The organism is Flavobacterium jumunjinense, assembly GCF_021650975.2.
GTDB classification, from domain to species: domain Bacteria; phylum Bacteroidota; class Bacteroidia; order Flavobacteriales; family Flavobacteriaceae; genus Flavobacterium; species Flavobacterium jumunjinense.
In genome coordinates this window covers 3,214,905-3,228,898 of record NZ_CP091285.1, presented here as the reverse complement: position 1 = coordinate 3,228,898, position 13,994 = coordinate 3,214,905, and the positions used below count along the sequence as shown (strand labels likewise).

Here is a 13,994-nt window from a genome sequence, read left to right as displayed (position 1 = left end):
AAATGAATTTTAACGCAATTGATATACAAAAAATAGATCAAACAGGTAACTACCATCTAAATGAACTCTATTTATTATCATATACCTATACAGATGGGTGGACAGAAAGAGCATTAAGAGTAGCATTTTATATCGATATCTATTTCAATTGCAAAATTAATAGTAGTTATTTTATCCCCAATTATAGAAAAAACAAAAAAACATATACTAAAAGAGTTGAAAAGCAAATTGAAATAAAAACACCCATTGAAATAAAAAACACAATTACACTTCTATTAAAAGTAGACAAACTGCAATTAGAAAGATGCTATGCAGATACCTTCATGGAAGATTCTCAAACCGAAGACTTTGTCATCAACCATTCAACTATTTCTCATAATGTTGGAATCGGGATTCAACTAAAAAAAAAGCAACCAATTAATAAATCAGAAACACTATTTTTTCAACTACATACAGAAATAGAAAAATGGAGAGAAGCCATTTATAAAAAAATGATATCCGAAGAATAATTGGTTGTATCTACAAGACTAGTATTCCCCTCCTATTTTAAGGAGCACCACCAAAGTGCCACACAGCACACTCCTCCCGCTATTCGTTATAGCTGTTCATTGCATCGTCCCTCGCAATAACAGGCTACCGCTACTATCAACCACTTCTATATTTCCAAACACATTTTCAAAAAAAGCACGTCGGTTTATACATACTTACAACTATTTACAGAAAATCATTTTTTTTAAGGTTAGAAACTCAGTATCTGAGGTAAAAAGTACACATTTGATGCTGGATACTCAGTATCTAAGATAAAAAACATTCTTTTGACGCTAGATACTCAGTATCTAAGATGAGAAACATTCTTTTGATGCTGGATACTCAGTATCTAAGATGAAAAACATTCTTTTGACGCTAGATACTCAGTATCTGAGATGAAAAATATTTTTTTGGTGCTAAAAGCACTGCGTCTGAGGTAAAAAAAATACTTTTGACGCTAAACGCATTGCGTCTGAGGTAAAAAAATGCTTTTGACCCTAAACGCATTGCGTCTGAGGTAAAAAAAATACTTTTGACGCTAAACGCACTGCGTCTGAGGTAAAAAAAATACTTTTGACGCCAAACGCATTGCGTCTGAGGTAAAAAAAATACTTTTGACGCCAAACGCACTGCGTCTGAGATGAAAAAAATACTTTTGACGCTAAACGCATTGCGTCTGAGATGAAAAAAATACTTTTGACGCTAAACGCACTGCGTCTGAGATAAAAATTCTTTAGACACTAAACGCATTGCGTCTGAGATAGAAAAAATGCTTTTGACCCTAAACGCATTGCGTCTGAGGTAAAAAAAATACTTTTGACGCTAAACGCATTGCGTCTGAGGTAAAAATTCTTTAGACAATTTGTAAATGAATATTTATATATTTGAAAACGAATGAGGCATATATCAAAAATAGCTACCTGAAAAACGATAGCTTTGTGTTCTTTTGTCATAGCTATTAACAAGTTGTAATCCATTTCATAACCAAAAAACAAAATATAATGGGACTATTTAATTTATTTAGAAAAAAGAAAAATGTAGCATCGGAAGACGATTTTATGGCAAAAATGGAAGCCATGGTAAAAAAAATTAAAGAAGAAGAAGGTACAGACCAAAACGAATTACCCAATCATAAAGGTGAATTTGGATTCTCTAAAGACAATCCGATACTTTTAACAAGTGTTTCAGAATCGAGGAAATATTTAGATAGATTAATTTATATTAAACCAGGATCATCTCAATATACATGGAGAAGGACTGGTTCAATGCAAAATAATATTGTTAGCGCACCAATAGATGAATACAATTTATTAGATACTGATTTTAATATTGTTAAAACAATTTATATTTGGCCGTATAACAGGGTAAATTCTAAAAAAGTACCAGAAGGATTTGGTTTAATGGATGACTAAAAAGATACTAATTAAATAGTAAACGGCTCACAATAGAGTATTATAGTCCTGCCATAAACTAATAGCGTTTGCTCTTCAAATTGGTTCAATTTATTTTCTAGGGTATGCAAAGAATTATTAGGACAGAGCAGTAGTAAAACTACAGAGATCTATACACGCGTAAGAACTAAAAACTTACAACAGGTTAAAGTCCTTTAGATGATTTGTAAGGAGAAAAATAAAATATTTAAGAAAAATAAAATAAGACATTTATCATACATATACAACCATTTTTGTGCGTATAGGTATGACAGAGTCATACATATAAACGAGTTAGCTGCTATAGTTTAAAACACGTTAAAGAAACAAAAAAACAAAATGAAGTCAAGCAATGGGGTTTTAATTTTAATAGTATTTACTTTATGTATAATTATATTTAAAGTTGTTGATAATAGAACTAAATCTATTAATGAAATGTATGGAAATAATGTTGGTTACTTCACGGATATAAACTCTATAAATAATGATGTTGAGTACAGAAAAAATCAAGAACAAAAAAAAATACTCCAAATTGGTGGAGGAATACTTATAATTTTTTCAGCAGCATATTATTTTTTTAAAAGTTCTGAAAAAAAAATCCAATAAATAATCTTGAAAACTTTAAAAATAAATCAATTATTTCAAATAATGAGTTTGACCAAAAAATTATTAAGACAAAAAAAATCTTAAATAATAAAGAAAAGGAATCAAAATAATTAAGTTCAGAGCTTAAGAACTTAAAAAAAGGATTATTTCTTAAATAGAATTTGAAGAAAAGATAAAATAGAACTATCATCATAAATATAAGTGAGTTGTTAAACATTTAAGAAAACGAAACTAATGAACAAAACCCTAACATTAACACTTTTACTATTTTCTATTTTCATTTATGCACAAGAAGAAAATCAAGACTTTGAAAATCTTGTGAAACTTGGAGAAATTTATTCAAAAAGTTTCAACGCAACTGGTGATGAATTTAAAAATTCGGTTGAAAAATTAAGAACATCAAATCTTGACCATATAATTGACTGTATGATTGCAGTTGAAAAACAAGACAAGAAACTTTTGACAAAGGAGTTTCTTTCAAGACCAAATGAACTTGAATTAAAATATTGGTATGTTATCCGAGAAATTCATTACAATAACGTATCAAGTGAACACGAACCTAGACCTAACAATATTGTTGCAAAAGAAGTACTCAAAAGAGAAATTGACGAAAGATGGCTATTAAATAATTATTATTATCACATTCGAGGTGGAATTGTAAAAATATTCAATGCTGCTGATTTAAGTAAATATAACTTTGACGTTAATGATTATGGATTAAAAAATGAAACTGAAAGGGCAATACTCTACTTTGCTTTAACAGATGCTATGACACAAAGATTTAAGGTTTTACAAATGCTTAAAAATTATGATAAACTATTAGAATTTGCAGATAAATTACCAACCTTTAATGGAAAACCATATTACGAATACACATCGTTTGATTTTAAGGACTTTGATTGGATTGGTTATGACAAAACAGAATCCTATAAACAAATAAATATTGGAAATGTTTTCCAATCAGTTAATGCTTACTTATCTGTATTTGTGGAAAAAAAAGAAACTGCAAAAATGGGTGAAATTTACTTCAAATCAATTCTATTCATTCCTAAATATTTCGAGTACTCAGGAGTTATGGAAAAGGGTTTAAAAGAAATTTATAACCAATTGAAAGAATGAAAACAATTTGCCAGTCGAGTAGACAACTCTTTCTGTAACTAACAGTCTTTGCTCTTCAAATTGGTTCAATACATTTTCTAGGATATATAAGAATTATTAGGACAGAGCAGTAGTAAAACTATAGAAATTTATACACGCATAAGAACTAAAAACTTACAACAGGTTAAAGTCCTTTAGATGATTTGTAAGGAGAAAAATAATATATTTGAAAAAAATAAAATAGGACATTTATCATACATATACAACCATTTTTGTACATATATGCATGACAGAGTCATACATATAAACGAGTTGTGCAACATAATATCCAAACCGTAAAAAATGACGAAATTTCTAAACATATTACTACTTTTTACCTGCAGTTTAATTTATGCACATAAAAATGTAATGTTCCAAAAATCATATGGAAATGTTAATCTCATTTCTTCTACGCCTTATTACACAGAAGACATAAACAAAAACATAATAACTGCAAAATATGTTGAATTACTTCTCAATGAACTTGGACACAAAGACTCTATTAATCTATATCTTTGGCCAAATAGAGAACTGAAATTTAAAGCTTATTTTGGAAGTGAAGAAAGTCAACAAAAAATTTTGAATATATGGATTCCTGAATTTGAAACTAATATTTCAAAAACTTTGAGTTTAGTTGAAACTATTATTACAAATCAAAAATCACTTGATAAAAAAAGAAACAAGCTTTTAACATGGTACAATTCAGATCCTTCAGAAATTGTAAAAACAATCCATTTGAACAAGATGTATAGGCCAAATGATGTACCAGAAATTGAATATCCTAGTTCTTTTGATTATTCATTTGATTACTTCTATGAAAATGGAATTTATCATATTTTAACTCATCAAAATCGAAGCGTGACAGAAGTTGCACAAGTAGACAAGATTTTACAATTTGAAATTCCAATCTATAATTTGCTTTTTATTTTCACAGACATAAATTCCTTAACCATCATAAAAGCGGATTATAAATATGACGGTACTGAGTATAAAACAATATCGGAAACAATGAAATTTGACTTTCAGTCAGAGTGGGAACATGGTTTTAGACCATATGAAATCAGATCATTAGGACGAAAATACATTACCATAGAGACCATATTCAGTGATAAAATTTTTCTTTATAATATATCAAAAAAGAAGTTAATTCTAGATTTATATGCCAAGTTAGAGGAATAAATACGTCCCCCTTACCTCTCACAGAACCGTACATGAACCTCTCAATTCATACGGTTCTTATTATGCAGTCGATTTAGCCTTCTTTATTAAACTAATTTGTAGCCTAGTTCCCAATGATAAAATAAGTTTGGATAGGATTTTACAATTTCTCGAAACCTTTTTACTGCTTTAATTTTGCTCCATTTAAACCTTTTGTATTTATTGGTTATCCATTTTATCATTCTTTGATGTAGATAATAAAACACAGGATATAAACTCCTCTTACTTATTTTTGCATAATAATTTATCCATCCTCGTAACTTAGGATTCAACAATTTAGCTAAATCCTGTATTGCTCGTTGGGTTTTATTATGAAAATTTATTTTTTGTAATCATGAAACATTACATCCAAAAAAGTTTTTTGTGTAGCTTAAATCAGTTATTTTTACTTCAATTTATAACACAAATTAAAATAAACGGAGGTTTTTAAACAAACTGACTGACGTTGCAAGTAATTTAAAAAAAATGAATATAAAAAACTATATTTTATTTATAATCTTGATATTATCTTTTTTTTCATGTAAAAAAAATCAGATTGAAATAGATGAATTGAATTCTTTTTTACAAACTAATTATGAATTTAATAATAGAGTTCTAAATAAACATAAAGCAACTTATTACAATCTAATTTCAGACAATCCTTCACGAAAAATAGAAAAAATAAATGAATTAGATTCTATATTTATTAACTTAATTTTTGAAATTGAGAAGTCTAAAAAAAAATCAAGTAATAAATTGATTTTGTCAAAAAGCAAAGAATTATTACAAAAATTGACTAAAATAGTAAATAATAGGAAAGATTATTTGACAACTGAGTACGATAAATTGGATTATCTAAAATTAGAATCTGATGAAGTTCGATTAAATTATTTAAAAAACAAACTTGTAATCTCAATGTCATATGCATTTGAATATGCAAGTTTAAAAACAATTTCATGTGATGGATTAATTCTTGTAGAAATTGACAGTATTATGTCATCAAAATATAAAAAAGGTGTAAAACTAACACTTACTTCCAAAAATGGGCAAATAGATAGAGAAAACAGACATATTCTAATAAACAATTTAATTTTAAACGGTAAAGAAAGTAAACTAAAATATAAAATAGAAGACAATTATTCTTTTGCCGATATAAAATTTGACTCTTTGAAAAAAGGTACATATCATTTAAATGGTACATTAAGATATTATGAACGAGAAGGTAAAATCGACATACCTTTTGAAAAAAAATTCAGCATAGAATAAAAAACTACTGGTAGTCGAGTAGACGATTCCGACAGAAACTGACGGAGCTTTCTCTTCAAATTGGTTTAATTCATTTTCTGGAACATCCAAGAATTATTAGGACAACACATTAAAAAACAGAATGAAAATAAAATACACCTTAATTTTACTGATACTATTTTTTCTAGTTTCATGTAGTTCTTCTAAATACTTCGAAGGAACAATTACATATCGTTTTGAATCAAATTTATATGATGAAAACAATGAAGTTAATCTGAATTATAGTGAATATTCAAAAAGAGAATTTGGTCAATATTTTGTAGAATATCATAAAAGAGGAAACTACTTTAGAGATTATAAAGGAGAAGATTCTATTGGATTGGATTTTCAGTTATATATAAAAAAGAAAAATATTAAGTATACAAAATATAATTACAACGATACTTTATATTGGGAAAATACCACAAACCTAAACGGAGCTAATAATTTTAAAGTTTTAGTAAAAACTAGAAACGATACGTTAATAAACAATGAAAAATTAAACCTATTATTAACAGAATACGAACTACCCTATAAAGGAAAAGTATTCAAAATGAATGAGGAATATTATTATAATGAAAAGCTTAAAATCAATCCAAACGACTACATTAATTACAAGAAATATTTCCTTTATGAAACGTTTAAGAAAATGGAATCTTTACCATTTTTATACATAAAGAAATCAGCATCGAAGAGTCTTTCTGAAACATTAATTGAAATTACTCAATTTATAGACAAAAAAGAAAAGAAAATTGACTTAAAATCAATACTAAATAGAATAAAAAACAAACCTTTAAAAGAAAAATAAAACATTACACAAAAATATATATAAAAATTGCTGTTTTTAGCTAAAGCAATGTTGAGAAACACGTAACTTTCAATATAAATAACAATTATAACTGTTATGATTAAACTCCTCTTAATAACCTTAACATTGTTTTTCAATCTCAACAATGTAATTGGACAGACTGAAATGGAAGTAAAGGTTCCTAAATTTGATGATAATTATAGTAAAACCGTACAAATACTTGAAAGTGGAAAAACTGACATCGATTATAAATCATTCAGAGAAAGTTTTATAGAAAGTAAACAATTCAAAATCGCATCTAAAAAAAGTAGTAAATTTAGAGAATTAGAAAAAGAAATGTATCGACAAATGTCTGAATCAAAATACGATAGTATTATTACTACAACAAAAAAGATGTTGAGTATTGACTACACAAGCATGATTGCTCATAAAATATTAAGGCAAACTTATACAATTGTTGGAGATACTTTAAATGCAAAAAAATATAAAACAATTCAATTTGGACTTTTAAAATCGATAATAAATAATGGAGACGGAAAATCATGTGAAAATGGTTGGTCTGTAATTCAAATATCTGAAGAATATTTTATTTTAAATATGCTTAATGTTGAATTAGATACACAAAAGATAGCTGGTGGAATCTGTGATCAAATGGAAGTTATAGATAAAAACGGAGAAAAGAAAGTTTATTATTTTGAAATAAGTAATGTATTTAAAGGAAAAGAAAATCTGAAAGAAAAATAAAGTCTGCGTTTAAAAATCTACAAAAAAATGTACCTACTCGCCTACTTACGAAAATCCATTCTATTTTCATCAACTAAATCAAGTGCTTAATTTTATAAAAAACCTTTATAGTCAATTTTAATAGTAACCAAGTGCAAGAAAATAATCCTAAAATATTATTCAAAAAACATTTCAAAATATATGTTTTACCTAAAGACAAAATAAGGTTTGAAAGTGAACTTGTAAAACAGAAAGTTGAATATTATTGCGATATTGAGAATCAGTCAATGTTTGAAAATGGAATTAGATATTTCATTCAAGATATTGACCGAATAAAGCTTGATGAAATTTTCATCAAAAATGAAATAATAGCGCATACAGAAACCATCTTTATTTCTGATTATCGTGACGAAAAAAAAATTCAAAAAATGTATTTTAAAGTTGCTGGAATTATGCTTATAATAATGATTTTGACGATACTACTTGACAGTTTATTGAGATAAAAAAGCTACAAAACAACTAAAGATTTATTCATTTGCTTCTATTGTTTTTTTGTATTCTTCATCACAACGTGGGTCGTTTTATAATCATTGAACATGAATAAAAGTGGATTTTAGTGAAGTAAACCGATTACATATCCGATTACATTTAATTATTTATATATTTAAAAAGTACGCAATACTAGTTAAGTAAATCAATACACATTACATATATTCAACTGAAGAATAAAAAACTAAGTATATAAACAATTTATCAGTAAATTTGACTAAATATTAAGGTACAGCTAAAATGAAAAAATACATAATTCTATTTTTATTATTCTCTACTTCTCTCAATGCACAAACTATTTTTACAGAACCTGATTCAGAACCAAATTGTAAAATAATGTTGAATGGAAAATTTCTAAGTTTATTATATGATCAAAATGATTACTATATGATAATTGAAGACGGTATCCAAACAGAGTATATTTCTAACGGAAAATATTATGTAAAATGTAAAATAGAATTTATAACTGATTGTGAATATAAATCAACGGTTATTGAAGTTACAATTCCAGATTATCCTGTGAAAGTTGGAGAAATTTTAACCTCTAAAATTATAGAAACCGAACGAAAAGCCGTCAAAGTAAAATGCAAAATGGGTAATATAGAGGAAACTGAATTCACTTTAATAAAAATAGATTAAAAAGCAACTGCTAACATATATGACTATTGTACAACTAATTAAAGGCTATGATTCTTATTTTTTAATCATTTTAAAAAACTAAAAACGTTATTATTCTGATATTTATAAAAATCATAAAATCAGTATTCAATTTAAATTTATTAGTTGTGCAACAAGTACAGCCATTTGTAGTAATTTATAAGCTTCGTTTGTGTTCAAAATTTTGCTTCGCTAGTTCGCACATAGTGCTCGAGTCTCCAAAAATTCTATGAGGCGTTTTTTACTTGTAATCTTTTGTTATAAATTTACGCAACTGCATCAAACGGCAACACGTTTGGAATAATTTGTAAAAAACACCATATGAATAAAAAAATAGATTTGAAAGAAGCTATTTCTATCGGAATTGGCGGAATGGTTGGTGGTGGGATTTTTGCAGTCCTTGGACTTGCAGTATCGCTTGCCAAAGGAGGAACACCAATTGCCTTTTTGTTTGCTGGGATTTTAGCGTTAATAACATCTTACAGTTATGTGAAGCTATCAAAAAAGTATCCTGATAGTGGTGGAACCGTTAAATTTATTAACCAAGGTTTCGGAAAAACAATTTTTAGTGGTGGAATTAATAATCTATTGTGGATAAGCTACATTATTATGCTTTCACTTTATGCTTCGGCATTTGGGTCTTACGCACCAAACCTTTTAGAATTAACGCACGACATAATAATTGATTCGCACATTTATGCTAGTGCAATTATTATTTTAGCTACAGCTATTAACTATTATAGTATTGCTGTAGTTGGTAAAATAGAGTCTTACGCAGTAATTATCAAATTAGTAATTCTAATTTCCTTTATTTTTATTGGTGCTTATGGATTGATTGGCAATCCAAATGTAGCGCAATTAGCAATTTCACAATGGGAAGCACCTATTAAATTATTTGCAGGCGGAATGGTTATTTTTGTTGCTTATGAAGGCTTTGAACTTATTGCAAACGCTGCACCTGATATAATAAATCCTGAAAAGAACATACCAAAAGCCTATTACTATTCTGTGATTTTCGTGATTGTGCTATATATTATTATTGCGCTCGTAACTGTAGGATCACTTCCATTCGCAAAAATTGCAACAGCACAAGATTATGTTTTGGCAGAAGCGGCTAAACCGATGTTAGGAAAAATTGGTTTTTCTATCATTACAGTTGCTGCCTTAATTTCAACGTTTTCTGCAATTAACGCTTCTCTTTATGGAGGAAGTAAAGTCAATTATGAAATCGCCGAGGACGATGAACTACCGCATCACTTTTTAGCAAAAGTTTGGAATCAGCCAATTGGTTTATTGATTACAGCGATAGCTACATTAATTTTAGTCAATCTACTTCAGCTAGAAAGCATATCAACTGCAGGAAGTGTTGGTTTTTTACTCATTTTTGGTTTTGTTAATCTTGTTGGATATCGATTATCTAAAGAAACAAATAGTAATAAAATAATTCCCTTAGTTGGATTTGTTTTATGTATAACAGCTACCATAATTTTGATAAAACAACAATACGCTTCCAATACTATTGGTGTTATAATTTCAATAGCCATTATTGGATTTTGTTTTTTATTGGAATGGATTTATAAAAAGTCAGAAAAGAAAAAAACTGTGCCCAACAAAGAACTGAAATAAAATGGAACAGTTAATTGAGTTAAATACATAAAATATATCAGTAGAACATATTTGCTGTGCGTATATCTGATAAGAAATGTTTTGACTAAGGAATCTAATAACAGATATGTCTTTAGACGCATCAATGAAAGAGCAAAAGTTTTTATTGAATATGGACCTGCCGAAAATACTTAGATTCCAATTATAGCTCCTAATTATTTTGAATATTAATTGTTTTTGGGTATCAGGCAAATACAAAGAAAGAACGGTTGAACTCAATTCAAGAATTAGAAAAAATTCTGACTGAATTTACTCATATTGTAAAAAAATAAAATATGAACCGATTCCAATAAAGGAATGTAAAAAATATAGAACAGAGTAAAAACCAGCTGGTAACAGAAATCATTTTTATTACTTCTTTTAAAAACCTAAAAATGGCACATTCAAATTTCACAATAAAATTCATAACTATTGAACCTTTGATCAATTCCAACTTGGAACCTAAACCTGTTATTCATAATAAAAACTCAAGACGAAATAAAATAAAAGAAGTTTGGAATGAAAAAAATTATGAAACTAAAACAATCTATTGGAGACTTAGAAAATATTCTGGTGACTATATTTATAATGGTCTAGATTGGCACCATCAATCATCTGCTAAAGAATTAAATTATGATGAATTAACTACTGAAAATATACTTCCGATTCTTAATTCAAAAAATGTTTTTGATTTTGATTATTTACCTAAAGAGAATGATATGATTTGGATGCACCTAGAATATACAAATAAACAATATCGTTTTAAAGTAAGACCAATACTTTGGTCATTTATCTCTTTTTTATATAAAGATAATAAATGGACTATCAATAAAGGTTTTGATCACATTCATTATAATTTTGAAGAATATAAAAACGGAATTGTCGAATTTAATAAGCATATTGAGTCGTCCTAAAATAAGTTGACGAGTTTTACAATAAATTAATTAAAACCAGTGAAGTTAACTTCACTGGTTTTTTCATATACAAAGTTAGGTGTTTTCATATTTAAACTCAAATGAGGTCTTTTACTATTATAGCATTCCACAGACTCTCTAACTAAAAGGTTAAGTTCATCACCTGATTTACATTTGTATATGAGGAATTCTTGTTTTAGAATACCATTTATTCTTTCCGCTAGAGCATTTTGATAACAATCATAGCCATCGGTCATAGAAGCAATAATATTGTTTTTGGTTAATTCATTTTGATAAATTTTAGAACAATATTGTAAACCTCTGTCTGAGTGATGTATTAATTGAAGGTTTGTTTTTCTGTTTTTTACTGCCATTCTTAAGGCCTTAACCACACTTTCTGCACTCATGTCATCACTCAAATGATAACCAACTATTTTTCTGCTAAAAACATCTGTAACTAATGATAGATAATGAGTTCTTTTATTAGATTTTATATAAGTTATGTCACTAACAAAAACCTGTTCTATTCTGTTGATATCGATATCTTTAAATAAATTGGGGTACTTACGTAACCAGTGTTTAGAAAAGGTGGTTTTTGTGTAATTTTTCATTGGTTTAACTAGCATTTTTTCTCTTTTCAAATAAGCAAAAAATGCATCTCTCCCGATTTTAATTCTATTTTCAACAAAAGATTGTTCTAGTAAAAAATAAAGTTTTCTTGTGCCTAATCGAGGCATAATTCTTCTTTGTTTTTCAACGAGTTGCTTTACTATTAATAATTCTTTCTCTCGTTCTAAACAACGTGCTTCCTGCTGATAAATAGCTTGTCGGCTTACCCCAAACAATCTACAAGTTCTGGACATACTTATGCCTTCTTCTTGTTGGATGCGTCGGATGGTTTGGGTGAAAACTTTTTTCTAATTTGAGTACCGTATTGACTATCTGAGATATCAATCATGGTGTTTAGCACTGTGTTTTTAAGCTTCTCATCAGCTAATTCTTTCTCTAATCTTTTAATGCTTTGGGCTGGAGTTTCTTTAGATTTGACCATAAACAAAAGCTTGGGGTTACTCCAATCTAAATTACCAAATTTTCTTAACCAAACCAAAACTGTACTTCTACCTTGAATTCCATACTTCTTTTGAGCTTGCTTATAGGTAAGTTCGCCTTTTTCTACTTGAGAAATAACAGCTAATTTAAAGCCCAGATTATAATCGCGTTGACTACGCTTTGCTGGCCTGTTTTCTGATTTATTCATAATAAGTCGATTTTATGTCAACTTATTTCAGGACGGGACATATTTAAAAACAAAAAAGTCCTCAAAATTGAGGACTTTTTAAAATATATACTTTTAGCTAATTATTCAGCTGTCTCGTCTACTTCTTCTGTTTCTTCTTTAGATAAAGCTTCAACCGAAACGAATCCTTTAGGTTGTAAAGTATTATACCAGTTTAAGATTTTCTTAATATCTGATGTATATACTCTATCTTCATCAAATTCGGGTAATACTTCTCTAAAATAAGCTTTTAATTTAGTATCGTCTTCTTTGTGAGAAATTGCAAGTCCATCATTTTCTTTTACAGCAATTGCTTTGAAAACTTCTGCCAAACGAATTTCTTCTGTATAAGTATAGACTGCAATTTCAGATAATAAACTAACGTTACTTCTCATTCCAACAGTAATTCTTTTACCATCTAATAATGCTTCTGCCACAAAACCAGTACGTGTTTGAATCTTTAATTCGAATAAACCTGGTTTCCCAGAAATAGCTAATATTTTTTGAATGCTCATTTTTCTTTTTTATTTAAGGTTGGCAAATATATAATTTTAGTTTAAAGTTTAAAAGCTAAAAAGTCGAAAGTTCAAAATAGTATAACATTAATTACTAACCCCTTTTACTTATCTTCCTTTCTTGTTAACAAATTTCATTCTATAGTCAGGCTTTGTTTTCCCTTCCATAATGTTCATTAGCTTTTTACCAATAATTTTTTTCTTTAACATTGATAAATGATCTGTAAACAATATACCTTCAATATGATCATATTCGTGTTGTATTACACGAGCTCTCAAGCCTGAAAATACTTCTGTTTTTTTAATAAAATCTTCATCATAATATTCAATTGTAATTGTTTCATGACGAAAAACATCTTCTCTCACATCTGGAATACTCAAGCACCCTTCATTAAATCCCCAAACATCTCCTTCTTCCTTCACTATTTTAGCATTAATAAACGCTTGCTTAAATGTCTTTAATTCTTCTGCTTCTTCTTTTGAAACTTCATCGCTATCTGCTAATGGTTCTGTATCAATTACAAATAAACGAATAGGCATTCCTACCTGTGGAGCAGCTAAACCTAAACCATATGCTTGATACATTGTTTCAAACATGTCGGCAATTGTCTCCTTTAAATTAGGATAATCTTTCGTTATTTCTTCACTTACTTTTCTCAAAACCGGCTCGCCATAGCCATATATCGGTAAAATCATCTTCAAAAATTTAGAACGCAAAATTAAGCA

16 protein-coding genes are annotated in these 13,994 nt (G+C 28.2%); 12 read left to right on the top strand and 4 right to left on the bottom strand.

The annotated features are described in order from the left end of the window. Window positions 1-2: 2 nt before the first annotated feature. From L2Z92_RS14595 to L2Z92_RS14575, 5 genes are all read left to right on the top strand, one after another. The gene (locus L2Z92_RS14595; RefSeq protein WP_236454939.1) at window positions 3-509 is read left to right on the top strand and encodes a hypothetical protein; all 507 of its coding nucleotides are present in this window, start codon (window positions 3-5) and stop codon (window positions 507-509) included. Window positions 510-1,529: 1,020 nt separating this feature from the next. Then, window positions 1,530-1,940 carry a hypothetical protein gene (locus tag L2Z92_RS14590; protein WP_236454938.1) on the top strand — a complete coding sequence of 137 codons (411 nt, stop codon included), beginning with the start codon at window positions 1,530-1,532 and terminating at the stop codon, window positions 1,938-1,940. A 357-nt stretch (window positions 1,941-2,297) separates the two neighbouring features. After that, complete coding sequence (locus L2Z92_RS14585; RefSeq protein WP_236454936.1) at window positions 2,298-2,564, top strand: hypothetical protein; 267 nt, start codon at window positions 2,298-2,300, stop codon at window positions 2,562-2,564. Between the two features lie 234 nt (window positions 2,565-2,798). Continuing rightward, on the top strand, window positions 2,799-3,683 hold the full coding sequence (locus tag L2Z92_RS14580) for a hypothetical protein (RefSeq protein WP_236454934.1): 885 nt from the start codon (window positions 2,799-2,801) through the stop codon (window positions 3,681-3,683). 321 nt (window positions 3,684-4,004) lie between these two features. Then, on the top strand, window positions 4,005-4,880 hold the full coding sequence (locus L2Z92_RS14575) for a hypothetical protein (RefSeq protein ID WP_236454932.1): 876 nt from the start codon (window positions 4,005-4,007) through the stop codon (window positions 4,878-4,880). An 86-nt stretch (window positions 4,881-4,966) separates the two neighbouring features. Here the strand turns inward: L2Z92_RS14575 and L2Z92_RS14570 are convergent, their stop codons facing one another. Then, the gene (locus tag L2Z92_RS14570) at window positions 4,967-5,242 is read right to left on the bottom strand and encodes a group II intron maturase-specific domain-containing protein (protein WP_262913015.1); all 276 of its coding nucleotides are present in this window, start codon (window positions 5,240-5,242) and stop codon (window positions 4,967-4,969) included. A 142-nt stretch (window positions 5,243-5,384) separates the two neighbouring features. Between L2Z92_RS14570 and L2Z92_RS14565 the strand changes: the two genes are divergently transcribed. The 7 genes from L2Z92_RS14565 (at window position 5,385) to L2Z92_RS14535 (ending at window position 11,477) form a co-directional block, all read left to right on the top strand. After that, window positions 5,385-6,164 carry a hypothetical protein gene (locus L2Z92_RS14565; protein ID WP_236454928.1) on the top strand — a complete coding sequence of 260 codons (780 nt, stop codon included), beginning with the start codon at window positions 5,385-5,387 and terminating at the stop codon, window positions 6,162-6,164. Window positions 6,165-6,285: 121 nt separating this feature from the next. After that, on the top strand, window positions 6,286-6,990 hold the full coding sequence (locus tag L2Z92_RS14560) for a hypothetical protein (RefSeq protein WP_236454927.1): 705 nt from the start codon (window positions 6,286-6,288) through the stop codon (window positions 6,988-6,990). 96 nt (window positions 6,991-7,086) lie between these two features. Beyond that, window positions 7,087-7,734: a DUF4919 domain-containing protein gene (locus tag L2Z92_RS14555; RefSeq protein WP_236454925.1), complete on the top strand. Its 648-nt coding sequence runs from the start codon at window positions 7,087-7,089 to the stop codon at window positions 7,732-7,734. A 131-nt stretch (window positions 7,735-7,865) separates the two neighbouring features. Then, window positions 7,866-8,216: a hypothetical protein gene (locus tag L2Z92_RS14550; protein ID WP_236454923.1), complete on the top strand. Its 351-nt coding sequence runs from the start codon at window positions 7,866-7,868 to the stop codon at window positions 8,214-8,216. Window positions 8,217-8,502: 286 nt separating this feature from the next. Further along, window positions 8,503-8,901, top strand: a complete 399-nt coding sequence (locus L2Z92_RS14545) for a hypothetical protein (RefSeq protein WP_236454921.1) — start codon at window positions 8,503-8,505, stop codon at window positions 8,899-8,901. Window positions 8,902-9,240: 339 nt separating this feature from the next. Next, the gene (locus L2Z92_RS14540) at window positions 9,241-10,545 is read left to right on the top strand and encodes an APC family permease (protein WP_236454919.1); all 1,305 of its coding nucleotides are present in this window, start codon (window positions 9,241-9,243) and stop codon (window positions 10,543-10,545) included. 413 nt (window positions 10,546-10,958) lie between these two features. Then, entirely contained in the window at window positions 10,959-11,477 is a 519-nt protein-coding gene (locus L2Z92_RS14535; RefSeq protein WP_236454917.1) for a hypothetical protein, read from the top strand. A 26-nt stretch (window positions 11,478-11,503) separates the two neighbouring features. Here the strand turns inward: L2Z92_RS14535 and L2Z92_RS14530 are convergent. The 3 genes from L2Z92_RS14530 to def all read right to left on the bottom strand — a co-directional run bounded on the left by L2Z92_RS14530 (window position 11,504) and on the right by def (window position 13,964). After that, a protein-coding gene (locus L2Z92_RS14530) for an IS3 family transposase (RefSeq protein WP_236454916.1) occupies window positions 11,504-12,735 on the bottom strand; the annotation gives its coding sequence in 2 pieces (ribosomal slippage) (window positions 11,504-12,375 and window positions 12,375-12,735; 1,233 coding nt in all). 101 nt (window positions 12,736-12,836) lie between these two features. After that, window positions 12,837-13,268, bottom strand: coding sequence for a DUF5606 family protein (locus tag L2Z92_RS14525; RefSeq protein ID WP_236454914.1), 432 nt, complete (start codon window positions 13,266-13,268; stop codon window positions 12,837-12,839). 108 nt (window positions 13,269-13,376) lie between these two features. Beyond that, window positions 13,377-13,964, bottom strand: a complete 588-nt coding sequence (gene def / locus L2Z92_RS14520; protein WP_236454912.1) for a peptide deformylase — start codon at window positions 13,962-13,964, stop codon at window positions 13,377-13,379. Between the last annotated feature and the right edge of the window lie 30 nt (window positions 13,965-13,994).

Bases quoted from the DNA above. Each gene is read 5' to 3' on its own strand.
- L2Z92_RS14595 (WP_236454939.1), top strand. From the start codon at position 3: ATGAATTTTAACGCAATTGATATACAAAAAATAGATCAAACAGGTAAC.
- L2Z92_RS14580 (WP_236454934.1), top strand. From the start codon at position 2,799: ATGAACAAAACCCTAACATTAACACTTTTACTATTTTCTATTTTCATT.
- L2Z92_RS14560 (WP_236454927.1), top strand. From the start codon at position 6,286: ATGAAAATAAAATACACCTTAATTTTACTGATACTATTTTTTCTAGTT.
- L2Z92_RS14545 (WP_236454921.1), top strand. From the start codon at position 8,503: ATGAAAAAATACATAATTCTATTTTTATTATTCTCTACTTCTCTCAAT.
- L2Z92_RS14525 (WP_236454914.1), bottom strand. From the start codon at position 13,268: ATGAGCATTCAAAAAATATTAGCTATTTCTGGGAAACCAGGTTTATTC.
- L2Z92_RS14565 (WP_236454928.1), top strand. From the start codon at position 5,385: ATGAATATAAAAAACTATATTTTATTTATAATCTTGATATTATCTTTT.
- L2Z92_RS14590 (WP_236454938.1), top strand. From the start codon at position 1,530: ATGGGACTATTTAATTTATTTAGAAAAAAGAAAAATGTAGCATCGGAA.
- L2Z92_RS14535 (WP_236454917.1), top strand. From the start codon at position 10,959: ATGGCACATTCAAATTTCACAATAAAATTCATAACTATTGAACCTTTG.
- L2Z92_RS14575 (WP_236454932.1), top strand. From the start codon at position 4,005: ATGACGAAATTTCTAAACATATTACTACTTTTTACCTGCAGTTTAATT.
- def (WP_236454912.1), bottom strand. From the start codon at position 13,964: ATGATTTTACCGATATATGGCTATGGCGAGCCGGTTTTGAGAAAAGTA.
- L2Z92_RS14555 (WP_236454925.1), top strand. From the start codon at position 7,087: ATGATTAAACTCCTCTTAATAACCTTAACATTGTTTTTCAATCTCAAC.
- L2Z92_RS14540 (WP_236454919.1), top strand. From the start codon at position 9,241: ATGAATAAAAAAATAGATTTGAAAGAAGCTATTTCTATCGGAATTGGC.
- L2Z92_RS14585 (WP_236454936.1), top strand. From the start codon at position 2,298: ATGAAGTCAAGCAATGGGGTTTTAATTTTAATAGTATTTACTTTATGT.